We start from the raw sequence: 22,625 nt of genomic DNA on the forward strand, positions 1-22,625 counted from the left end.
GCCTGGTGCATCCCCAGTCGGCTAGGTGCATCCCCAGGTCGGCTACGTCCACCCCCGAGCCGCCCGGTGCATTCGGCACCGGGAGCCGGTGCGGGACGGCGGCGTCCGCCGGGAGGCGGCCCCGGTCGCCGCGCTGCGCCGGGGCGGGGCGGACGGTGCTGTCCGGGGATCAGCCCAGGCGGGCCGCGAGGCCTCCGGTGCAGCGCACCTCGTCGCCCGCCGTGATCAGCAGGGCCTCCACGTCCGGCAGGGCGTCCAGCCACGCCAGGCCGGCCCGCGACCCCATCGCGAACGCCGCCGTGGCCCAGCAGTCCGCCCAGGTCAGCCGGGGCGCCACGACCGTGACCGCCACCAGGTCGGTCACCGCGGGCCGACCGGTGCGCGGATCCACGATGTGCGCACCGCGCTCCGCCGTACCGGACGTCGCCACCGCCAGCTCCGCCACGCCGGCCGCCGAGATCACCGCCGCCAGCCCGCCCGGCCGGAGCGGATCGGCGACGCCCACCCGCCAGGGCCGCTGCGGCTCAGGCGCCCCGAGCATCTGGACGTCGCCGCCCCCGTTGACGCTGACCCCGGACACCCCGTCGACCCGCGCCAGCAGCCGCGCCGCCCGCTCGGCCGCCCAGCCCTTGACGATGCCGGTGGGATCCAGCGAGCCCCGGTAGCGCGTGCTGAACCAGCCCTCGCTCACCCGCTCCGCCTCGGCGGCCAGCTCCAGCACCTCGGCCGTCTCCGGAGCGCACCCGGCCACGCTCAGCTCCCCCCGGGCCAGCCGGGACACCTCGCTGTCCTCGCGGTAGGTGCTGAAGACGGCGTCCGCCCGGTGCAGCCCCGACACGGCCCGGGCGAGTGCCTCGCGTACCGCGGCCGGTTCCCCGCCCCGGACGTCGAAGGAGAACACGGTCCCCATGACCTCTTCCGCGTGACGCACCGCGGCGGGCGTCCGCGCCGGCTCGGCCTCGGTCACCGTGTCAGCCACCGGCCTGGTCCAGTGCCGACTGCAGGGACTTCTTGTAGCCCTCGCTGGTGTAGGTGGCTCCGGAGACGGTGTCGATGTCGGCGTTCTGGGCCGTCACCGCTTCCTGGTTGAGCTTGGGTACGGCGAGCTGGGTCTTCTGGTCGCTGACGCCGCCCTTGGGTGCCTGGACGGCCTCCGCCTTGGTGATCTTCCCGCCGCTGACCGTGATCCGGACCTGGACCGGCCCGTACTGGGTCTGCGTCGCCTTCCCGGTGACCGTGCGGGCCTGCGCCGCGCCGGACGACGAACCCGAGGACGCCGGCTTCACCTTGTCCAGTGCCGACTGCAGGGACTTCTTGTAGCCCTCGCTGGTGTAGGTGGCTCCGGAGACGGTGTCGATGTCGGCGTTCTGGGCCGTCACCGCTTCCTGGTTGAGCTTGGGTACGGCGAGCTGGGTCTTCTGGTCGCTGACGCCGCCCTTGGGTGCCTGGACGGCCTCCGCCTTGGTGATCTTCCCGCCGCTGACGGTCAGCCGCACCTGCACGGCACCGTACTGCGTCTGCGCCGCGTCACCGGTCACCGTGCCGGAGCCGGCCGGGGCCTGTGCACCGCCCTGCGGCGAGTCCTGCGCCCCCGCCGTCTGCTGCGGCGCCGCGCCCGCCGTCGACGCGGCGGCCGGGTCCGACGCCGGCTTCAGCGACAGCAGCAGCACGACACCGGACACGGTCGCCGCGGTGGCCAGCACGACCCGCCGAACGGGGTGGCTCTTCCTCATCGCTTCGCAGCTCCGCTCACATCTCGAACGACTCGTGGTGGATACGGCGGGCGGGCACACCCGCGCCGCGCAGTGCCTCGAACACCGACTGCGCGAACCCGGGCGGGCCGCACATGAAGACGTCGTGCGTCTCGATGTCCGGGATCTTGCGCTGGAGGTTCTCCGCGGAGATGTCGGGCCGCTCGCCCTCCGGGCTGTTCACCGCGTACATCAGCCGGGCACCCCGCTCCTTGGCGATCGCCGCCAGTTCGTCCCAGAGCGCCAGGTCGTTGGTGGTGTTGGCCCGGTACAGGAGGGTGATGTCCCCGGCCGCCCCGGGCAGCGTCTCGAACAGCGCCCGCATCGGGGTGATACCGACACCGCCCGCGACCAGCAGCACCTTGCCCTTGCTGCGGCGCTGGGCGGTCAGCGCGCCGTAGGGGCCCTCCGCCCACACCTTCGTACCGGGCGTCAGCTCCCGCAGCCGGGCGCTGTGGTCGCCGATCGCCTTCACCGTGATCCGCAGCATGTCGGGGCGCGGAGCGGCCGAGAGGGAGTACGGGTGGGAGCTGAAGCGCATGCCGGGGGCGAGGAACCGCCAGCGGAAGAACTGGCCGGCCTCCGCGCCCATCCGGTGCAGCCGCCGCCCGCCGATCAGCACCGAGACGATGCCCGGCGTCTCCTCGATGACCGCCTCGACCCGCATCCGGTGACGGAGGTTCAGCCGGACCGGGGTGAGGATCCGGTACCAGAGCACCAGCGCGGTGACCGCGCCGTACAGCGCGTACCAGAAGGTCTTCGCCGCGGGCTCGACCGCGAAGTCGTTGCCGGTGGTGATCTGGTGCCAGAACGTCAGGAACACCGCCGCGTAGGTCAGCAGGTGGACGTGGTACCAGGTGTCGTACGGCAGCAGACGGCGGATCCCGCCGATAGACGTCAGCCCGATCAGCACGAACAGTCCCGTGCCGATGGCGGCCTTGCCCATGTCCGGCAGTTGGTCGACGGAGTCCAGCGTCTGCTGGACGATGTCGCCGAGCGACTTGCCCGCCTGGCGCGCGTACCCCCACATGGTGAGGAAGACGTGCGCGACGATCAGGCAGAGCGTGTACCGGCCGCTCATCGCGTGCCAGCGGGCCACCCGGTCCGAGCCGACCCGCCGTTCCAGTGCCGGGACGCGGGCCATCTGCAGCACGACCAGGGCCATCAGATAGCCGGCCAGCAGGCCGGTGATCCGGCCCGCGTTGAGGATCCGGCTGGTGTCGTCCGCGATGGACGGCGTGTTGTGCCACCAGAGCCACAGCACGGCCGCCGCGCCCGCCCAGACGGCGAGCAGCAGCGGGACGGCCGGGGAACGGCGCGGGCGGATGCGGCGCATCGTCTGTCGGCGGGCGGCACGTCCGCCTGCGAGCGTGGTGGTCACGGTTCCTCCGTGGGGACTTGACCCTTGGCCCACAGATACGCGCCGCACGCGCCGAGTGTTCAGCGGCCCCCCGAGCCGGCAGCGGACGGCGGCGACCGGCGGCGGACCGCGGCGACCGGCAGCCGACCGCGGCGGCGGACCGCGGAGACCGGCAGCCGACCGCGGCGGCGGACCGCGGCGACCGGCGCCCGTGCCCGCCGCCGGGGACACCGTGCCGGCCGGCCGTGCCGCGAGGGGCGGGGCCGCGGCGGGGCCGGAGTCAGTACCGTGTGACCGCTGTCGCCCCGTCCGTCGTCCCGATCGCGATGTGCGGCTTCTTCCCGGGTTCCGCCCACCGCAGGATCCGCTGCATCGCGTCCTCCGGCACGGACACGCACCCCGCCGTCGCCCCGAGCCCGTTGACGTGCAGGAAGATCCCGGCGCCCCGGCCGCGCACCGGCCGGTCGTAGTTGAACGCGATGACGAGTCCGTACGCGTACTGCGTCGCGTAGCCGGCCAGATGCTCGGACTCGGCCGCACGGCAGTCGGCCGGCAGCGGATCGACCCACCGGTTGTACGCGGCCGAGTCGTTGTCCTGGCACCACCAGGAACTGTCCTTGACGGCCCGGTACTCGACCGTCGTCCCCTCCGGTGCCGCCTTGAGCCCGAAGGCGAAGGGGAGCCCGTACAGCCCGGTCGGCGTGGTGTTCGTGCCCTGCGTGCGTCCGCTGCCCTCGACCAGCCCGCGGGACCCGAACCGGGCCGGCGCGGAACCGGCCCGGGTCCACCGCCCGTCCCGCAGGTCCCACCAGCTGACCGTGCCCTCCGTGGCCGCGGTGTCCGGGGCTTCGGCGACGATCAGCTGGCTGCCGCCGCCGGTGTCCGCCATCCGCGCGGGCAGCGGCTCCGGCTCGCGGCCGGGCGCGGTGCCGAGCAGGGCGAGGCAGGAGGCGGAGACGAGGGCGAGGACCACACCGGTGCGCATGGCTCAGACGCTAGACGGCGGCAGCGGCGACGGCAGCCCGGGTGGTCCGTCCAGGCTGGTCGCGATGTGCTCCGTGCCGCACTCACCCGGCGGGCGTGCGGGCGGCCTCGTCGTGTCACTCGAAGCGGTGATTGACGAATCATGCAGAGCCCTGCATACTCATGCATGTCAGCGAATGCACTGTGAGGAGAAACCCGTGACCGAGCGCGTCGTACTCGCCTATTCAGGCGGTCTGGACACCTCCGTCGCCATCGGCTGGATCGCCGAGGAGACGGGCGCCGAGGTCATCGCCGTTGCGGTCGACGTCGGCCAGGGCGGCGAGGACCTGGACGTCATCCGCAAGCGCGCCCTCGCGTGCGGTGCGGTGGAGGCCGAGGTCGCCGACGCCAGGGACGAGTTCGCCGACGAGTACTGCCTGCCGGCGATCAAGGCCAACGCCCTGTACATGGACCGCTACCCCCTGGTCTCCGCCCTCTCCCGGCCGACGATCGTCAAGCACCTCGTCGCCGCCGCCAAGAAGCACGGCGCCACCACGGTCGCCCACGGCTGCACCGGCAAGGGCAACGACCAGGTCCGCTTCGAGGCCGGCATCGTCGCGCTCGCCCCCGACCTGAAGTGCATCGCCCCGGTCCGCGACTACGCGATGACCCGGGACAAGGCGATCGCCTTCTGCGAGGCCAAGCAGCTCCCGATCGCCACCACCAAGAAGTCCCCGTACTCCATCGACCAGAACGTCTTCGGGCGCGCGGTCGAGACGGGCTTCCTGGAGGACATCTGGAACGCCCCGATCGAGGACATCTACGAGTACACCTCCAACCCGGCCCTGCCGCGTGAGGCCGACGAGGTCGTCATCTCCTTCAAGGAGGGCGCCCCGGTCGCGATCGACGGCAAGCCCGTCACCGTGCTCCAGGCCATCCAGCAGCTCAACGAGCGCGCCGGCGCCCAGGGGATCGGCCGGATCGACATGGTCGAGGACCGCCTCGTCGGCATCAAGTCCCGCGAGGTCTACGAGGCCCCCGGCGCGATCGCGCTCATCACGGCCCACCAGGAGCTGGAGAACGTCACCGTCGAGCGCGAACTGGCCCGCTACAAGCGGCAGGTCGAGCAGCGCTGGGGCGAGCTGGTCTACGACGGTCAGTGGTTCTCCCCGCTCAAGCGCGCCCTGGACGGATTCATCGACGAGGCCAACCAGCACGTCACCGGCGACGTCCGGATGACCCTGCACGGCGGCCGCGCGGTCGTCACCGGCCGGCGCTCGGAGTCGTCCCTGTACGACTTCAACCTGGCCACCTACGACACCGGCGACACCTTCGACCAGGCCGCGGCCAAGGGCTTCATCGACATCTACAGCCTGTCGTCGAAGATCGCGGCCAAGCGGGACCTGGCGTAACCCCCAGCGGTCACCCGCGCGGGTCCACCTCACACGCACCGGCCTGACAGCCGCCTCCCCGCCTGGAAGGGTGGGGAGGCGGTGGCACATCAAGAGCTTGTACATCGACGGCTTCGAGGAGCAACGCAAGTGAGCAGCAACAGCGGTGACGTACGGCTCTGGGGCGGCCGTTTCGCCGACGGTCCGGCCGAGGCCCTGGCGAAGCTGTCCGCCTCCGTCCACTTCGACTGGCGGCTCGCGCCCTACGACATCGCCGGCTCGCGTGCCCACGCACGCGTGCTGCACACGGCGGGTCTCCTCACCGAGGACGAGCTGCACCGCATGATCGCCGGGCTCGACCGGCTGGAGGCGGACGTCGCCTCCGGCGCCTTCGTCGGCACCATCGCCGACGAGGACGTGCACACCGCCCTCGAGCGCGGACTGCTGGAGCGCCTCGGCCCCGACCTCGGCGGCAAGCTCCGCGCCGGCCGGTCCCGCAACGATCAGGTCGCCACCCTCTTCCGGATGTACCTGCGCGACCACGCCCGGATCATCGGCGGTCTGATCGCCGACCTCCAGGACGCGCTGGTCGGCCTCGCCGAGGCCCATCCGGACGTGGCCATGCCCGGCCGCACCCACCTCCAGCACGCCCAGCCGGTGCTCTTCGCCCACCACGTGCTCGCCCATGTGCAGTCCCTGTCCCGGGACGCCGAGCGGCTGCGGCAGTGGGACGAGCGGACGGCCGTCTCGCCGTACGGCTCCGGTGCCCTCGCGGGCTCCTCCCTCGGCCTGGACCCGGAGGCGGTCGCCCGTGACCTTGGCTTCGAGCACGGCAGCGTCGGCAACTCCATCGACGGCACGGCCTCGCGCGACTTCGTCGCGGAGTTCGCCTTCATCACCGCGATGATCGGCGTGAACCTCTCCCGGATCGCCGAGGAGATCATCATCTGGAACACGAAGGAGTTCTCCTTCGTGACCCTGCACGACGCCTTCTCCACCGGCTCGTCGATCATGCCGCAGAAGAAGAACCCGGACATCGCGGAGCTGGCGCGCGGCAAGAGCGGCCGTCTCATCGGCAACCTCACCGGGCTGATGGCCACGCTCAAGGCCCTCCCGCTCGCCTACAACCGCGACCTCCAGGAGGACAAGGAGCCGGTGTTCGACTCCATCGACCAGCTGGAGGTCCTGCTCCCCGCCTTCACCGGCATGACGGCGACGCTCACCGTGCACCGCGAGCGCATGGAGGAACTGGCCCCGGCCGGCTTCTCGCTCGCCACCGACATCGCCGAGTGGCTGGTCAAGCAGGGCGTGCCGTTCCGCGTGGCGCACGAGGTCGCCGGCGAGTGCGTCAAGGTCGCCGAGGCCGAGGGCAAGGAGCTGGACGACCTCACGGACGAACAGTTCGCGAAGATCTCCGCCCACCTCACCCCCGAGGTCCGTACGGTCCTCAGCGTCCCCGGCGCCCTGGCCTCCCGCGACGGCCGCGGCGGTACGGCACCGAGCGCTGTCGCCGTACAGCTGGCGGAGGTCAGGGCGGACGTGGCGCGGCAGCACGCATGGGCGGACGCGAAGAAGCAGAGCTGATCCCGCGCCCGGCGGCCCGCGCCCCGCAGGGGGCGCGGGGAACCGCGCGAGCAACCACGAAGCACCCGCACCCGCCGGCGCACCGAACACCCGGGCCGTCGGGCGGACTCGAAGAGCATCGCAGGTTACGTTGGTCGCAAGCCGTACCGGAGCCGACCCGAAACGGAGCCCGCGATGCCCTTCACCCGCCTCGCGACAGCAACCACGCCGACCTGCCACATCGGTCTCGGCCTGGCCGCGGTCGGCCGCCCCGGTTACATCAACCTCGGCCGGGACGAGGACCTCGGGGACAACCGCAGCGTCGACGCCCTGCGCGAGCGCTCGCACGAACTCCTCGACGCCGCCTACGCCCAGGGCGTCCGCTACTTCGACGTCGCCCGCTCCTACGGCCGCTCCGAGGAGTTCCTCGCCGACTGGCTCAACGCCCGCCCCGACGTCGACGACGTGGTCGTCGGCAGCAAGTGGGGCTACACGTACACCGCCGGCTGGTCCACCGAGGCCGAGCGGCACGAGGTCAAGGACCACAGCGCGGCGACGTACGAGCGGCAGCGCGCCGAGACCGACGCCCTGCTCGGGGACCGGCTCGACCTCTACCAGATCCACTCGGTGACCCCGGACAGCCCGGCCCTCACCGACAAGGACCTGCACGCCAGGCTGGCGGAGGCCGCCGCCCAGGGGCTCACCGTCGGATTCTCCACCAGCGGTCCCGCCCAGGCCGACGCGATCCGCGCCGCGCTCGCCGTGACCGTCGACGGCGAACCCCTCTTCCGTACCGTCCAGTCGACGTACAACGCCCTGGAGACCTCGGCCGGGCCCGCGCTCGCCGAGGCGCACGACGCCGGGCTCACCGTGATCGTCAAGGAGGGCATGGCCAACGGCCGGCTCGCCGCACCGTACGCCCCGGACATGCTGAAGGCGGTGGCCGAGGAGACCTCCCTCGGCTGCGACGCCGTCGCCCTCGCGTGGATCCTGCGGCAGCCCTGGGCCGGCGTCGTCCTCTCCGGCGCGGCGACGGTCCCCCAGCTCCTGTCCAATCTGCACGCCCCCGCCGTCGACCTCGACGTGGACCAGCTGACCCGGCTCGCCACGCTGCGCGAGGACCCGCACACCTACTGGGAGCAGCGCGGCCGGCTGCCCTGGCACTGACGAGCACCCGCTCTGACCAGCGGCGATGAGTCACGCATGCCTATTGTGAGACAAAAATGTCTCACATGGGCTACTCTTGTCTCATGGCCCTCGATCGTGACCAGGTGCTGCGCAGCGCAGCCGCCCTGCTGACCCGCAAATCCACCGCGACCATGGACGAGGTCGCCAAGGCCGCGGGGATCAGCCGGGCGACGCTGCACCGCCACTTCGCCGGCCGCGACGCCCTCGTGCGCGCACTGGAGTCGCTCGGCATCGCGGAGTGCGAAGCGGCACTGGACGCGGCCCGCCCGGAGGACGGACCCGCGAGCGAGGCCGTGCGCCGGCTGATCCGCGCGTTCGAACCCTCCGCCGGACTCCTCGCCTTCCTCTACACCGAGAACCAGCTCTTCGAGGGCGAGGAGCAGAACCAGGGCTGGGCCCGCATCGACGAACGGCTCACGGCCCTGTTCCGGCGCGGCCAGGAGGCCGGCGAGTTCCGGATCGACCTCAGCCCCGCCTGGCTCACCGAGGCGCTGTACGGCCTGCTGGCCTCCGGCGCCTGGGCCGTGAGCGACGGCCGCGTGGCCGCCAAGGACTTCACCCACATGATCGCAGAGCTGCTGCTCGGCGGCGCACGACGTACCGACGCGTGAGCGCACGACGCACCGCGCGCACAGAAGAGAGGAATCATGACCAGCACCCTGCAGCCGGCCCCCGCGACCGAGGCGGTGAAGCGCCCCGGCCGCTGGCTGGCGCTGTCCGTGCTCGTCCTGGCCGTGCTGCTGGTGGCCGTCGACGCCACCGTCCTCGGCCTCGCGACCCCCTACATCACCGAAGACCTCGACCCCTCCGGCACCCAGCTCCTGTGGATCGGTGACGTCTACTCCTTCGTCATCGCCGGTCTGCTGGTCTCCATGGGCAGCCTCGGCGACCGCATCGGCCGCAAGCGGATCCTGCTGGTCGGCGCCACGGCGTTCGGCGCGCTGTCCGTCCTCAACGCGTATGCGACGACCCCCGAACTGATGATCCTGGCCCGGGCGCTGCTCGGCGTCGCGGGCGCGACCCTGATGCCCGCCACCCTCGCCCTGATCCGCAACATCTTCCACGACCCGCGCGAACGCAGCCTCGCCGTCGGCATCTGGGGCGCCACCGCATCGGCCGGCACGGCCGTCGGCCCGATCACCGGCGGATTCCTGCTGGAGCACTTCTGGTGGGGCTCGGTCTTCCTCATCAACCTGCCGGTGATGGCCGTCCTGGTGCTGGTCGGCATCCGCACCCTGCCCGAGTCCCGCAACCCCCACCCGGGCCCCTGGGACCTGGTCAGCGTGGTCCTGTCGCTCGTCGGCATGATCGCCCTCGTGTACGCGGTCAAGGAGGCCGCCACCCACGGCTTCACCTGGACGACCCTCGGCACCGGCCTGCTGGGCGCGGCCGCCCTCCACGGGTTCGTCCGCCGCCAGCTCACCATGCCCGTCCCGCTGCTGGACATGCGCCTGTTCCGGCGCCGTGGCTTCAGCGGCGCGGTCCTCGCCGACCTGCTGACCGTCCTCGGCATGTCCGGTCTGGTGTTCTTCCTCTCCCAGTTCCTGCAACTGGTCCAGGACAGGCGCCCGTTCGAGGCGGGCCTCGCCGAACTGCCCGCCGCCGTCGGCGCGGTGGCGGCCGGTCTGGTCGCCGGACGCGCGGCCCGGCGCTTCTCGGTCCGCACGGTGGTCGCGGGCGGCCTGGCCGCGGTCGGAGTCGCCCTGGCCGTCCTGACGACGGTCGGCCGGTCCAGCGGCTACCCGATGCTCGGCGCAGCCCTGCTGGTCGTGGGTGTCGGCGCCGGCTTCTCCTTCACGGTGACCGCCGACGTCATCCTCTCCAGCGTCCCCAGGGACCAGGCGGGCGCCGCCTCGGCGGTCTCCGAGACGGCGTACGAACTCGGCGCGGCCCTGGGCATCGCCCTGCTGGGCTCGATCGTGACCGGCGTCTACCGCGACTTCTCGGGGCCGGCCGGCACACCGGCCGGCGCCCACGAGTCCCTGGGCGCGGCCGTCGAGGCCTCGGCGAGCATGCCCTCGCACCAGGCGGAGGCGCTGCTTCACGCGGCCCGTGACGCCTTCGTCCACGGCCTGCACCTGGCCGCGGGGGCCGGAGCCGCCGTCCTGCTGGCCGCCGCGGCCGTGGCGTGGTTCCTGCTGAAGGGCCAGAAACTGGAGACTGCCGGCTGAGGTGACCCGGGAGCCGGCGAGCGCCGACTGCGCTGCCCCGGGAGCCGGCGACCGCCGGCTGAGGTGGCCCGGAAGCCGGCGAGCGCCGACCGAGGCGATTCCGTGCGCGCGCCGGACCGTGCTCCCCGTGCGGCGACACCCGCGCGGGCCGGGGAGCCACGGCGCCCGGTGCCCGCTCGCGCACCCGCCGCGGAGCGGACCACCCGGGGATCACTTCTTGTAGCCGAGCACCGTCATCATCCCGCTCTCCGAGTGGTACTGGTTGTGGCAGTGCAGCATCCACAGCCCCGGATTGTCGGCGTCGAAGTCGATCACCAGCTTCCGGTGCGGCAGCACGAGCGCGGTGTCCTTGCGCGCGCCCACCGAGTCCAGGCCCACGACCGAGAACGTGTGGCCGTGCAGGTGCATCGGATGCCACATGCTCGTGGCGTTGATGAGGGTGAGCCGCACCCGTTCACCGGCGCGGACCGGGTGGCGCTCCTTGGCGTCGTAGAGCTTGTGGTCGAACCCCCAGTCGAACTTCTCCATGCTGCCGGTGATCCTGATGCGCAGCTCGCGGTCGGGGTCACGCTCGGGAAGGGCCACCGAGTCGTGGGGCAGCAGGCGGCGCGCCGGGACGGTGTTCCCGTCGAGTTCGTCCGGGCGGACATCCGTCGGGGGCAGGCCCTTGCCCTTGTCGGTGCGCAGGACGGCGAGGGCCTGGCCCTTCTTGCCCTCGGCGAGGGCGACCAGCGGAAAGACGCCGTCCCGGGCGGTGACCAGGACGTCGTAGCGCTCCGCCATGCCGACCAGCAGGGCGTCCGTCCTCTTGTGCTTCACCGGATAGCCGTCGGTGTGCGTGACGGTCATCTCGTGGCCGCCCAGCGCCACCCGGAAGGCGGTCTCGGAACCGGCGTTGATGATGCGCAGCCGCACCCGGTCGCCGGGCCGGCAGCGGAACACCGACGGATTGCCCGGCAGGCGTCCGTTGACCAGGTAGTGGGGATAGGCGACGCTCCCGCCCTCGCCGTGGAGCATGCGGCTGTGGGAGTCGTGCAGCACCCGGTTCGGGCCACCCGTGGACTTCTTGGACGAGTGTGCGTGCGCGCTCGCCGACCGGCTGGGGCCGGAGCCGGGGTGGCCGGGCCCCATGGCCATGTGTCCGGCCGAACCACCCGGCGTGAGCTGGCTCAGCACCCCCTCGGGCGTGGAGCCCTCCACACCGTCGAGCCAGTCGTCCAGGATGACGAGCCACTCCGCGTCGTAGGAGAGGGGCTCCCTGGGATCGTCGACGATGAGCGGGGCGTACAGGGCCCGGTCGGGCTGCATCCCCACGTGGGAGTGGAGCAGGTAGGTTCCGGGGTGCTTGACGGTGAAGCGGTAGCGGAAGTCGGAACCGGGTTGGATGGCCTCCTGGGTCAGATCCGGCACGCCGTCCATGTCGCAGCGCAGGCGCACCCCGTGGGAGTGCAGCGTGGTCGTGGCGGGCAGCCGGTTGGCCAGCGTCAGATCGAGCACCTCACCGGCGGTGACCCGCACCAGGGGCCCCGGCACCTCCTCGTTGTACGCCCACGTCCGGACCGACAGCCCGCCCAGGTCCAGCTTGGACTCGGCCGAGGTGAAACTGAAGGTGCGTACGCGGCCGGCCCCGCGTTTCCGCTCGGCTGCGAGAACCTCCGGATCTGACGGGTTGACGTACCCCTTGGGTCCGGCGGGGACGAACTTGTCCGCACCGGTCGCATGTTGGGGGCCGGATCCCGGCTGGGAGGCGGAGCTGGTGCAGGCTGCCAGGAATCCCGCGCCGGCGGCGGCGATCGGGGTGCGGAGCAGAGTGCGCCGAGAAGGTTTGTACATGTCTGAATCAGACATGTTATGTGGTCATATGGCCGCTTCATAGGGCCGAATGCCCGATGTGTCGGCGACAGATTCCACCGGCAGGCGGACGGACGCGGGCCCCGCGCCGGTCCGCCGGATGGCTCTAGGCCGCCTTCGCCTTCGTGGCGTACATGTCCACGTACTCCTGGCCGGACAGCCGCATGACCTCCGTCATCACGGAGTCGGTGACGGCCCGCAGCACGTACCGGTCCCGGTCCATGCCGTCGTACCGGGAGAACTCCATGGCCTCGCCGAACCGGACGGTGACCCGGCCGGGCCGCGGGATGCCCCGGCCACCCGGCTGCAGCTTGTCGGTGCCGATCATGGCGAACGGGACCACCGGCGCGCCGGTCATCAGCGTCAGCCGTGCGATGCCGGTGCGCCCCCGGTACAGCCGGCCGTCGGGGGAGCGGGTGCCCTCGGGGTAGATGCCGAAGACCTTGCCCTCCTCCAGGATCCGGCGCCCCGTCATCAGCGCGGCGACGCCGCCGCTGGCCCCGTCCCGGTCCACCGGGATCATGCCGACGCCCGTGAAGAACCAGGCCATCAGCCGGCCCTTGACGCCCTTTCCGGTGACGTACTCGTCCTTGCCGATGAAGAACACCTGCCGCTTGGTGACCAGTGGCAGCACGATCGAGTCGATGAACGTGAGGTGATTACCGGCCAGAATGACGGGACCGTCTCCCGGGATGTGCTCCGCGCCCTCCACCTGTGGGCGGAACATCAGGCGCATGATCGGTCCGAGCACTGCCTTGATGAGCGCGAAGCGGGACAACGGGTCCTCCGATGTCAAGGGGGGCGATATGAGTCTGTGCAGGTGAGGACATTACTCGCGGCCCCCTGCCGCGCGCACATCGGGGCCGCCCGGTTCACCGAGGTCTTACGAAGTGTTGACGCGGGTTTACCTGCGGTGGCGTGCGGGAGACGGCCTGTAACCTCCTTGCGACGATGTGACGGACATCGCCCGCAGTCGCGCACCGGCGCCGACGGCCCGTCACCTCGCGCCTCCCACCCGTCATACGGTGTCACCCGCGCGTTCGAACCGAAGCCTCCCTTCGGACACGTGTCCGCCCCTACGATCGGCCGGCACCGAAGGACGAAGGCGGCAGGAGGGCGCTCATGGACGGCGACCAGGCGAACGGGCAGACGCAGGGAACGGGACGGCGGGCGCTCCTCGGCGCCGCGGTGCTCGGCGCGAGCGGAGCGGTCCTCGGACTGCCCGGCACGGCCCGGGCCGCCGAGACCCGGACGGCCGGCCACGGCGGCCGCGGGCTGAAGAGCCTGCCGGTGCCGACGATCATCGGCCACCGGGGAGCCAGCGGCTACCGCCCCGAGCACACCTTCGGCTCCTACAACCTGGCCCTGGACCTGGGCGCCGACGTGGTCGAGGCGGGTGACCTGGTGCCCACCAAGGACGGGCATCTGGTCTGCCGTCACGAACCGGAGATCGGCGGCACCACGGACGTGGCCGCGCATCCCGAGTTCGCCGACCGCAGGACGACCAAGGTCCTGGACGGCGTCTCCACCACCGGCTGGTTCACCGAGGACTTCACCCTCGCCGAACTGAAGACGCTGCGGGCCGTCGAGCGCATCCCGGCCAACCGGCCGCACAACACGCTCTACAACGGCCGCTGGGAGATCCCCACCTTCGAAGAGGTCCTGCAATGGCAGGACGAGCAGACGCGCAAGCGCGGCCGGCAGGTCTGGATCTACCCCGAGACCAAGCACCCCACCTACTTCCGCAAGCTGGGCCTCGGCCTGGAGGAGCGGGTGGCGAAGCTGCTGCGCAAGTACGGCAAGGACACCCGGAACTCGCCGGTCATCCTGCAGTCCTTCGAGCCCAGCAGCATCCAGAAGCTGAACCAGCTGGTGGACAACCCGCTCGTCGTCCTGCTCTCCTCGGCGAACAGCCGGCCCTGGGACTTCGTCGAGGCGAACGACCCGCGCACGGTCGCCGACCTCGTCACGCCCAGGGGCCTGCGCGAGATCGCCGGCTACGCCCAGGGCATCGGCCCGACGCTGGACCTGGTCATCCCGAAGAAGGCCGACGGCACCCTGGCCGAGCCGACCACGCTGGTCTCCGACGCGCACCGGGTGGGCCTGGTCCTGCACCCCTACACCATGCGCAACGAGAACCCGTTCCTGCCGGCCGAGTACCGCAAGGGCAGCGCGGCCGACGCCTACGGTGACGTCTTCGGCGCGTTCAAGACGTACTTCGCCACCGGTATCGACGGAGTCTTCACCGACAACGCCGACACCGGCCTGCTCGCCCGCGCCGACTTCCTGAAGGGCTGAACCCGACTGTTCCTGAAGGGCTGAGCCCGCCTGCCGGAGGGCCGAACCCGCCTGCCGGAGGGCCGAACCGGCCGTCCGGCGGGGCGGCCCCTCCCCGAGGGCCGAGCCGGCCCGCCGAGGGACCGGCCGCGTCAACCGCCGCAACCTCCGGCACCCGTTCCGGGCGACTGTCCGCCGCCCCGGCAACCCGCTGCCGGGGCGGCTCGTCGTTCCGCATATGACGCACGACCTGGTAGCCGCCCTGCGCCCCCTGCTCACCGCCGAGGCCTCGGCCGAGGCACATGCCTGCGGAGGCGAGCCGGGGGACCTGGAGCAGGCCGTCTGGGTCCGGCTCCTGGAGCGGCTGGAGACCGACGGGCCGCCGCGCGACCCGCAGGGCTGGCTGCGCAGGGCCGTCCGGGCCGAGGCGCGCCGCAGCCGCCGCACCACCCACCGCGAGCGACCGTACGACGCCGAACCGGCGGACGACCTGCGGGCCGGGCCGGAACAGCTCGCGCTGACCGCCGCCCGCCACCGCGCCCTGCGCGACGCGGTCCGCCGCCTGCCCGGCCGCTGTCCCCGTCTGCTGGAGGCGCTGCTCTCCCCGAAGGACCTCACATACCGGGAGATCGCGGGGGAGTTGGGTATCTCACAGGGCAGTCTTGGCCCGGAACGTTCCCGATGTCTTGGATGTCTGCGTCGTTTGCTCGCGCCGGAGGTTGCGGCGTGCGAAGCGCGGGGATAGGAGTGTGGGACGACAGGTGATCAGGTGAGCGGGAGGCGTGCGCACATGGGCATGAGCGTGACCATCTCGGTGGCGACCGAGCAGGACGCGGAGCAGATCTTCAGGCTCCAGTACCTGTGCTTCCAGGGTGAGGCGGCGCTGTACGGCAACTACCGCATCGAGCCGCTCGTCCAGACCCTGGACTCCCTGCGCCAGGAGGTCGCCTCCGACTGCGTCTTCGTCGCCCGGCTCGGCGACGAGGTGGTCGGCTCGGTGCGCGGCAAGGCGACCGAGGACGGCTCGGCGGCCATCAGCAGGCTCTGTGTGCACCCGCGCCTGCAGGGCCACGGCATCGGCGCCCGGCTGCTGCGCGCGGCCGAGTCGGCGCTCGCCGAGGAGCGGGGCGCCACGAGGTTCCGCCTCGTCGCCGGTCACCGCAGCGAGGGCAACCTGCGCCTGTACCGGCGGGTGGGCTACCAGGCGGTGGGCAGGGCCAAGGGCTCCGACGGGGTCGAGATGATCGTCCTGGAGAAGCCGGCCGGCCAGTACGCGCAGACGGCCTGAGCGGCGGCGCCCGGCAGGGGCGCCGGGCATGCGCGGCCGGCCCTTCCGGACCGGTCGCCGCTGCTCCTCAGACGCCCCTTGGATCCCGCGCCCTGCGCAGCCAGTACATGGCGGACAGCGGCAGTAGCACGGGGATGAAGACGTACCCCATGCCGTAGTCGGACCACACCGTCGTGTCCGGGAACGCGGACGGCTCCACCAGGGTCCACGTACCGACGATCAGCACACCCGCGAGTTCGGCGGCACAGCACACCATCGCCGCCCGCCGGGCGGTCTCCCCGCCCCGCACCAGTGTGCAGGTGATGAACCCGTACACCAGTCCGGCCACAGCGGACAGCGTGTAGGCGAGCGGCGCCCGGTCGAACTCGGTGGAGATCTGGAACGCGGAACGCGACAGCGCGCCCACGACCATCACGCCGTAGAACCAGACGAGCAGCATCCCCGGCCCGGTGATCAGCCGGGCCGGCTTCTCCTGCGCCGACGTCATCTCAGCCTCCCCAGATGTCGAAGAGCCGCACCTCGAGGACGGCCAGCACCACACCGCCCGCGGCCACCGTCACCGAGCCCCAGCGGGACCGCTCGCTCAGCGACATCAGGCCCGCCGCAGGGATCGACGCGAGCGCGCCCAGCAGATACGCCACGAAGATCGTCGTGCCCTGCTCCGGCTTCTCGCCCCGCGCCAGCAGCACGACGCCGATCACCAGCTGGACCACGGCCAGCAGCGACACGACGGCCATGCCGATGAAGTGCCAGTCCTTGGTCGGCTGGTCGCGATAGGCGGCCCAGCCGCACCAGGCGGCGAGCAACAGCGCGGCGACACCGGTCACCAGCGTCAGGGCATTGAGCATGCGGTGACCCTATTACGGCGGAAGCGGGCGGAAGCCGCCGCCCCCGTCCAACGTCGTAGGGTCTAGACCATGACGATCCACGCACACGCCCTCCTGTTCGACAACGACGGCACCCTCGTCTCCTCCCTCGACTCCGTCGAGCGCTGCTGGACCCGCTGGGCCCGGGAGTACGGGATCACCGCCGAGGCGTTCGGGCGCGTGGAACTGCACGGCCGCACCGCGGCCGAGATAGTCGCCGACCTGCTGCCCGGACACCTCGTGCCGGAGGCCGTCGCCAGGGTCGAGCAACTGGAGGTCGAGGACGTACCGAACGGCGGGGTGCACCTGCTCCCCGGCACCCGCGACTTCCTGGACTCCCTGCCCGCCGACCGGTGGGCCGTGGTCACCTCCGCCACCCGCCGCCTGGCCGAGGCCCGCCTCGACGCCGTGGGCATCCGCCCGAAGGCGCTGGTCTCGGCCGACGACGTCACCCGCGGCAAGCCCGACCCCGAGCCCTACCTGCTCGCCGCCCGGCAGCTCGGCGTGGACCCGGCCCGCTGCGTGGTCTTCGAGGACGCACCCGCCGGACTCCGGGCGGGCCGGGCGGCCGGCATGACCACCGTGGCCTTGGCCACAACCCACCGGGCGGCGGAGCTGACCGCCGACCTCGTGGTGAAGGACCTGTCCGCCCTGTCGGCACTGGTCACGGACGGGGGCGTGGAGATCTCGGTCCGGGACTGAGCGAGCGGCCGCGGCTGTCCGCCGCTGTCCACCATGCGGACAGCGGCGGCCGGTAAGGAGTGTCCGTCTGGTTTACTGATCGCATGACCACGACGAGCTGCCGCATCCTTGCGACCGAGGCGACCATGACGCCCGGTGCTCGTTGTATGTGTCGCCTGATGTGTCGAATGTGCGCCTTCTAGAGGGCCCCCGCATCAGCTGAGCCTCGCGCCCCGAAGCGAGAGCCGTGGCCTGTCCGTACGCCGTAGGCCGTACGAGACGCACAACCACTCTCCATGCCTGAACCGCATGCACCCGTGCCCGGGCACACCCACGCCCGCGCACTCGACAGTGACGGAAACCCACGTGATCACCACCTCGGGCCTGACGAAAATCTACCGGGCTCACCGCTCCCACGGCCGTGAGGTCACCGCCCTCGACGGCGTCGATCTGCACGTCCGCGAAGGCGAGGTCTACGGCGTCATCGGCCAGTCCGGCGCCGGCAAGTCCTCCCTCATCCGCTGCGTCAACCTGCTGGAGCGCCCCACCTCCGGCACCGTGACCGTCGCCGGACAGGACCTCACCGCCCTGGCCGGCCGCGGCCCCCGCGCCGGCCGGGAACTGCGCCGGGCGCGCAGCCGCATCGGCATGGTCTTCCAGCACTTCAACCTGCTGTCCTCGCGGACCGTGCAGGACAACATCGAGCTGCCGCTGGAGATCCTCGGCCAGGCGGGCCGGGCACGCTCCCTCAAGGCGCTGGAGCTGCTGGACCTGGTGGGCCTCGCCGACAAGGCCAAGGCCTACCCCGCCCAGCTCTCCGGCGGCCAGAAGCAGCGCGTCGGCATCGCCCGCGCCCTCGCCGGCGACCCCAAGGTGCTGCTCTCCGACGAGGCCACCAGCGCCCTCGACCCGGAGACCACCCGCTCCATCCTCCAGCTGCTGCGCGACCTGAACCGGCAGCTGGGTCTGACCGTCCTGCTCATCACCCACGAGATGGACGTCGTGAAGTCGGTCTGTGACTCCGCCGCCCTCATGGAGAAGGGCCGGATCGTGGAGTCAGGCACCGTCAGCGAACTGCTGGCCACCCCGGGCTCGGAACTCGCCGCCGCGCTCTTCCCGGTGAGCGGCGAGGCCACCGGCACCGACCGGACCGTCCTCGACGTCACCTTCCACGGCGAGTCCGCGACCCAGCCGGTCGTCTCCCAGCTCGCGCGCACCTACAACATCGACATCTCGATCCTCGGCGCCGCCATCGACACCGTCGGCGGCCTCCAGATCGGCCGCATGCGCATCGAACTGCCCGGCCGCTACGAGGACAACGTGGTGCCGATCGGCTTCCTGCGCGAACAGGGCCTGCAGATCGATGTCGTCGGACCCGCGGGCGAGGTGCCCGTGCTGGTCGAGGAGGGTGCGAAGTGACCTGGTCGGAAATGCAGCCGGTGCTGTCCCAGGCGTGTTGGGACACCCTCTACATGGTCGGCTGGTCCACGCTGATCGCCATCGTCGCCGGGCTCCCCCTCGGTATCCTCCTCGTCCTCACGGACAAGGGCGGGCTGCTGCAGAACGTCGTCGTCAACAAGGCCATCGGGCAGATCGTGAACATCGCCCGCTCCATGCCGTTCATCATCCTGATGGTGGCGCTGATGACGTTCACCCGCTGGATCACCGGCACCACCATCGGCCGCGAGGCCGCGATCGTGCCGCTCGCCATCGGGGCCATCCCCTTCTTCGCCCGCCTGGTGGAGATGTCCGTCCGCGAGGTCGACGGCGGGCTCGTCGAAGCCGTGCAGTCCATGGGCGGCAGCACCTGGAAGGTCGTCCGCAGCGTCCTCGTGCCCGAGTCGCTCCCCTCGCTCATCTCGGGTGCCACCACCACGGTCATCGCCCTCATCGGCTACTCCGCCATGGCGGGCACCGTCGGCGCCGGCGGCCTCGGCGACGTGGCCGTCCGCTACGGCTACCAGCGCTTCGAGACCGGCATGATGTGGATCACCGTGGCCATCCTGGCCGTCGTCATCTCGCTGCTCCAGTTCGCCGGCGACTACGCGGCCCGCTCGCTGCACCGCCGCAGCGGCAAGACCGGCGGACTGCTCCTCTTCAAGCCGCTGCGCGGGATCTTCCCCGGCACCGTCGCCACCGACGCCGTGAAGAAGAGCTGACCGCCCCCCTGAACCCCCCGTTCACCCATACACGGGGTCGCACCACCCTTAAGGAAAGGCACTTTTCGTGCGTAACACCGCCAAGCTCACCACCGCCGTCCTCGCCACCGGAGCCCTCACCCTCGGGCTGACCGCCTGCGGCTCCGGCAAGGACTCCGGCTCCTCCGACACCAGCGGCCCGCTCGTCGTCGCCGCGAGCCCGACCCCGCACGCCGAGATCCTCGACTTCGTCAAGGACAAGCTGGCGAAGAAGGCGGGCCTCGACCTGGAGGTCCGGGAGTTCACCGACTACATCGCGCCGAACACGGCGACCGAAGACGGCGACGTGGACGCCAACTACTTCCAGAACCAGCCGTACCTCGACGACTTCAACAAGAAGCGCGGCACCCACATCGCGCCCGTCGTCACGGTGCACCTGGAACCGCTCGGCCTCTACTCCCACAAGGTCAAGAAGGCCGACGCGCTCAAGAGCGGTGCGACCATCGCCGTCCCGAACGACTCCGTCAACGAGGCCCGCGCCCTGAAGCTGCTCGCCGCCAACGGGCTCATCACCCTCAAGGACGGTGTCGGCACCGAGGCCACCCCGCGGGACATCGCCAAGAACCCCAAGAACCTCACGTTCAAGGAGGTCGAGGCGGCCCAGACCCCGCGTTCCCTGGACGACGTGGACGCGGCCGTGATCAACGGCAACTACGCGATCTCCTCCGGCCTGAAGCCGGCCGAGGAGGCCCTCGTCCTGGAGTCCGCGAAGGACAACCCCTACGGCAACTTCCTGGCCGTGAAGAAGGGCAACGAGGACGACCCCCGGGTGAAGAAGCTCGCGAAGCTCCTCACCTCGCCCGAGGTCAAGAAGTTCATCGAGGACAAGTACCAGGGCTCGGTCATCCCCTCCTTCTGAGCCGCCGGGCGGCACGGGTCCGACGTGCCGTGAGCGACGGCTGACGGCACCCGCACACGGCGTGTCGCGACGCACGGGGTCCACACCCTCACGGGGTGTGGACCCCGTTGTGCGGTTCAGTGGTTTCATGCTGCATGCTGGGCAGTTCAGCAGGCCTGACGGCCCTGACGGTCGTCCCAGGAATCCCCGAAGGTTACGGAGCGGCGCATGACGAGCACCTTCCCCAACATCTCCATCAGCACGGAGCGGTTGGTGCTGCGTCCCCTCGACGAGGACGACGTGCCCGCCCTGGCCGAGATGATGAACGACGAGCAGGTCGTCGCCTGGACCACCGTGCCCCACCCCTACACCGAGGACGACGCCCGCCGGTGGATCGCCCGCACCGCCCCGGACGAACGCACCGGAGGCCGCGGCATCGTCCTCGCCGTCACCGAGTTCCTCACCCAGCGCCTCGTCGGCCTGGTCCACCTGAGGAACACCGACTGGCGCGTCCGCTCCAGCGAGATCGCCTACGCCATCGCCCCCTGGGCCCGCGGTGAGGGCTACGCCTCCGAAGCCGCCCTGGCCACCGCCCAGTGGCTCTTCCACGACCAGAAGTTCGAGCGGCTCGAACTGCGCACCGCCGCCGACAACACCGCCTCCCAGCAGGTCGCCCAGAAGATCGGCTGCATCAGCGAGGGCGTGCTCCGCAACGCCTGGATAGCACGCACCAGGACCGGCGACGGTGCCTGGACCGACGTGCGCACGGACGTCATCGTCTGGAGCCTGCTGCCGGAGGACCTCGCCGGGGTGAGCGACCAGCTGGCCGACGCGGACGGATTCACGTCCTACTCGGACTGGAACTGAGCCCGCGGGCGACGAGCCCCCCACCTTCACCGGGTACTCTCACGGAGCCCGTCCGGGCGCCCCCAAGACCCGCGCACAACCCCCTGGAGACTGACGACCATGGCCGACCGGGTCACGGTGATCGGCTGGGACGGCTCGCCGCTGACCGCCGCGGCACGCGCCGCCCTCGGCGCCGCCACCCTGGTGGCCGGTGCCGCCCACCACCTGGCGCTGCCCGAGGTGCCGCCCGCCGCCGAACGCATCCGCCTCGGCAGCCTCGCCCTGGCCGCCCGCCGCATCGCCGCCCACCGCGGCAGCGCGGTGGTCCTCGCCGACGGCGACCCCGGGTTCTTCGGCGTCGTACGGACCCTGCGCGCCCCGGAGTTCGGCCTGGAGGTCGAGGTCGTCCCCGCCGTGTCCGCCGTCGCCGCCGCCTTCGCCCGGGCCGGCATGCCCTGGGACGACGCCCAGGTCGTCGTCGCCCACCCGCGCACCCTGCGCCGGGCCGTGAACGTCTGCCGCGCCCACCCCAAGGTCGCCGTCCTCACCGCTCCCGGCGCCGGCCCCGCCGAACTCGGGCTGCTCCTGGAGGGCGTGCACCGCACCTTCGTCATCTGCGAGGAACTGGGCACCGAACGCGAGCAGGTCACCGTCGTCACCTCCGACAAGGCGCCCGACCACACCTGGCGCGACCCCAACGTGGTCATCGTCATCGGCGGCCCGGCCGGTGCCGGTGAGGGCGGCGGCTGGATCGCCGGCCGCAACCCGGGCGCCGGCCCGCGCGGCTGGGTGCAGCCCGACGAGACCTACGGCGGCCGGCTCGGCGAGGGCGAGACACAGCTGCTGCGCGCCGCCCAACTCGCCCGCCTGGGGCCCCGGGTCGGCGACCTGGTCTGGGACATCGGCTGCGGCAGCGGTGCGTTCGCCGCGGAGGCCGCACGTGCCGGCGCCGCCGTCATCGCCGTCGACCACGACGCGGCGGCCTGCGTCCGCACCGAGGGAGCCGGGCGCCGGTACGGCGTCCACCTCCAGATCGTCCACGGCACCGCCCCGCACGTCCTCGAAAACCTGCCCGAACCCGACGTCGTACGGGTCGGCGGCGGGGGACCGGCCGTCGTCTCCGCGGTCGCCGACCGGCGTCCGCAGCGCATCGTCACGCACGCCGCCACCCGGGACGCGGCCGAACGCGTCGGCCGCGATCTGACCGAGCACGGATACCGGGTCGAGTGCGCCCTGCTCCAGTCCGTCGAACTCGACACACGGGCCTGGACGGAGACCGAGCGGAACGTAGCGTTCCTGCTCAGCGGGGTACTGCCCGATCGCGCCCCGTGATCCTGTTGTCGTACCGCGCGCGGTAGGCTGGCCGATCGTTGTACCGCACCGGTGGCCCGAA

The 22,625-nt window shown here is 71.8% G+C and carries 22 protein-coding genes; 14 read left to right on the top strand and 8 right to left on the bottom strand.

Annotated features, from left to right (window positions below; translation table 11 throughout):
- Window positions 1-169: 169 nt before the first annotated feature.
- The 4 genes from JK359_RS25620 to JK359_RS25635 all read right to left on the bottom strand — a co-directional run bounded on the left by JK359_RS25620 (window position 170) and on the right by JK359_RS25635 (window position 4,096).
- The gene (locus tag JK359_RS25620; RefSeq protein WP_307788279.1) at window positions 170-979 is read right to left on the bottom strand and encodes an FAD:protein FMN transferase; all 810 of its coding nucleotides are present in this window, start codon (window positions 977-979) and stop codon (window positions 170-172) included.
- Complete coding sequence (locus JK359_RS25625) at window positions 972-1,733, bottom strand: FMN-binding protein (RefSeq protein ID WP_201840198.1); 762 nt, start codon at window positions 1,731-1,733, stop codon at window positions 972-974. Before JK359_RS25625 ends, JK359_RS25620 begins: the two co-directional genes overlap by 8 nt.
- Before the next feature lie 16 nt (window positions 1,734-1,749).
- Window positions 1,750-3,132, bottom strand: coding sequence for a ferredoxin reductase family protein (locus JK359_RS25630; RefSeq protein ID WP_201840200.1), 1,383 nt, complete (start codon window positions 3,130-3,132; stop codon window positions 1,750-1,752).
- Window positions 3,133-3,391: 259 nt separating this feature from the next.
- The gene (locus JK359_RS25635) at window positions 3,392-4,096 is read right to left on the bottom strand and encodes a L,D-transpeptidase family protein (protein WP_201840202.1); all 705 of its coding nucleotides are present in this window, start codon (window positions 4,094-4,096) and stop codon (window positions 3,392-3,394) included.
- 196 nt (window positions 4,097-4,292) lie between these two features.
- Between JK359_RS25635 and JK359_RS25640 the strand changes: the two genes are divergently transcribed.
- The 5 genes from JK359_RS25640 to JK359_RS25660 all read left to right on the top strand — a co-directional run bounded on the left by JK359_RS25640 (window position 4,293) and on the right by JK359_RS25660 (window position 10,387).
- The gene (locus JK359_RS25640) at window positions 4,293-5,486 is read left to right on the top strand and encodes an argininosuccinate synthase (protein WP_201840204.1); all 1,194 of its coding nucleotides are present in this window, start codon (window positions 4,293-4,295) and stop codon (window positions 5,484-5,486) included.
- A gap of 129 nt (window positions 5,487-5,615) precedes the next feature.
- Window positions 5,616-7,049, top strand: a complete 1,434-nt coding sequence (gene argH / locus JK359_RS25645) for an argininosuccinate lyase (RefSeq protein WP_201840206.1) — start codon at window positions 5,616-5,618, stop codon at window positions 7,047-7,049.
- Window positions 7,050-7,223: 174 nt separating this feature from the next.
- On the top strand, window positions 7,224-8,195 hold the full coding sequence (locus JK359_RS25650; protein WP_201840208.1) for an aldo/keto reductase: 972 nt from the start codon (window positions 7,224-7,226) through the stop codon (window positions 8,193-8,195).
- A gap of 83 nt (window positions 8,196-8,278) precedes the next feature.
- Entirely contained in the window at window positions 8,279-8,827 is a 549-nt protein-coding gene (locus tag JK359_RS25655) for a TetR/AcrR family transcriptional regulator (protein WP_201840210.1), read from the top strand.
- A gap of 36 nt (window positions 8,828-8,863) precedes the next feature.
- Complete coding sequence (locus tag JK359_RS25660; RefSeq protein ID WP_201840212.1) at window positions 8,864-10,387, top strand: MFS transporter; 1,524 nt, start codon at window positions 8,864-8,866, stop codon at window positions 10,385-10,387.
- 210 nt (window positions 10,388-10,597) lie between these two features.
- On the opposite strand, the gene JK359_RS25665 is transcribed toward JK359_RS25660, so the two are convergent.
- Together JK359_RS25665 and JK359_RS25670 are read right to left on the bottom strand one after the other, a co-directional pair.
- Window positions 10,598-12,220, bottom strand: coding sequence for a multicopper oxidase family protein (locus JK359_RS25665; RefSeq protein ID WP_201840214.1), 1,623 nt, complete (start codon window positions 12,218-12,220; stop codon window positions 10,598-10,600).
- 124 nt (window positions 12,221-12,344) lie between these two features.
- Window positions 12,345-13,034 carry a lysophospholipid acyltransferase family protein gene (locus tag JK359_RS25670; protein WP_201840216.1) on the bottom strand — a complete coding sequence of 230 codons (690 nt, stop codon included), beginning with the start codon at window positions 13,032-13,034 and terminating at the stop codon, window positions 12,345-12,347.
- A 326-nt stretch (window positions 13,035-13,360) separates the two neighbouring features.
- Here JK359_RS25670 and JK359_RS25675 point away from each other — a divergent pair, with 326 nt between their 5' ends.
- From JK359_RS25675 to JK359_RS25685, 3 genes are all read left to right on the top strand, one after another.
- A complete protein-coding gene (locus JK359_RS25675) occupies window positions 13,361-14,536 on the top strand; it encodes a glycerophosphodiester phosphodiesterase (protein ID WP_201840219.1) in 1,176 nt (391 codons plus the stop codon).
- A 217-nt stretch (window positions 14,537-14,753) separates the two neighbouring features.
- A complete protein-coding gene (locus JK359_RS25680; protein WP_201840222.1) occupies window positions 14,754-15,260 on the top strand; it encodes an RNA polymerase sigma factor in 507 nt (168 codons plus the stop codon).
- Window positions 15,261-15,305: 45 nt separating this feature from the next.
- Window positions 15,306-15,803 carry a GNAT family N-acetyltransferase gene (locus tag JK359_RS25685; protein WP_201840443.1) on the top strand — a complete coding sequence of 166 codons (498 nt, stop codon included), beginning with the start codon at window positions 15,306-15,308 and terminating at the stop codon, window positions 15,801-15,803.
- 67 nt (window positions 15,804-15,870) lie between these two features.
- Here the strand turns inward: JK359_RS25685 and JK359_RS25690 are convergent, their stop codons facing one another.
- Window positions 15,871-16,290 carry a hypothetical protein gene (locus tag JK359_RS25690; RefSeq protein WP_201840224.1) on the bottom strand — a complete coding sequence of 140 codons (420 nt, stop codon included), beginning with the start codon at window positions 16,288-16,290 and terminating at the stop codon, window positions 15,871-15,873.
- Between the two features lies 1 nt (window position 16,291).
- Window positions 16,292-16,651: a hypothetical protein gene (locus tag JK359_RS25695; protein WP_201840226.1), complete on the bottom strand. Its 360-nt coding sequence runs from the start codon at window positions 16,649-16,651 to the stop codon at window positions 16,292-16,294.
- A 69-nt stretch (window positions 16,652-16,720) separates the two neighbouring features.
- Between JK359_RS25695 and JK359_RS25700 the strand changes: the two genes are divergently transcribed.
- The 6 genes from JK359_RS25700 to cbiE all read left to right on the top strand — a co-directional run bounded on the left by JK359_RS25700 (window position 16,721) and on the right by cbiE (window position 22,564).
- Window positions 16,721-17,371 carry an HAD family hydrolase gene (locus tag JK359_RS25700; protein WP_201840228.1) on the top strand — a complete coding sequence of 217 codons (651 nt, stop codon included), beginning with the start codon at window positions 16,721-16,723 and terminating at the stop codon, window positions 17,369-17,371.
- 345 nt (window positions 17,372-17,716) lie between these two features.
- Window positions 17,717-18,769 carry a methionine ABC transporter ATP-binding protein gene (locus JK359_RS25705; RefSeq protein ID WP_201840239.1) on the top strand — a complete coding sequence of 351 codons (1,053 nt, stop codon included), beginning with the start codon at window positions 17,717-17,719 and terminating at the stop codon, window positions 18,767-18,769.
- Window positions 18,766-19,509 (top strand): methionine ABC transporter permease, encoded by a 744-nt coding sequence (locus tag JK359_RS25710; protein ID WP_201840242.1) that lies wholly within the window; start codon window positions 18,766-18,768, stop codon window positions 19,507-19,509. The genes JK359_RS25705 and JK359_RS25710 overlap by 4 nt, the downstream gene beginning before the upstream one ends.
- A 67-nt stretch (window positions 19,510-19,576) precedes the next feature.
- Window positions 19,577-20,407, top strand: coding sequence for a MetQ/NlpA family ABC transporter substrate-binding protein (locus JK359_RS25715; RefSeq protein WP_201840244.1), 831 nt, complete (start codon window positions 19,577-19,579; stop codon window positions 20,405-20,407).
- A 207-nt stretch (window positions 20,408-20,614) separates the two neighbouring features.
- On the top strand, window positions 20,615-21,253 hold the full coding sequence (locus JK359_RS25720) for a GNAT family N-acetyltransferase (protein WP_201840246.1): 639 nt from the start codon (window positions 20,615-20,617) through the stop codon (window positions 21,251-21,253).
- Window positions 21,254-21,352: 99 nt separating this feature from the next.
- Complete coding sequence (gene cbiE / locus JK359_RS25725) at window positions 21,353-22,564, top strand: precorrin-6y C5,15-methyltransferase (decarboxylating) subunit CbiE (protein WP_201840248.1); 1,212 nt, start codon at window positions 21,353-21,355, stop codon at window positions 22,562-22,564.
- The last annotated feature ends 61 nt before the right edge of the window (window positions 22,565-22,625 follow it).

The organism is Streptomyces actinomycinicus, from assembly GCF_016741775.1.
GTDB classification, from domain to species: domain Bacteria; phylum Actinomycetota; class Actinomycetes; order Streptomycetales; family Streptomycetaceae; genus Streptomyces; species Streptomyces actinomycinicus.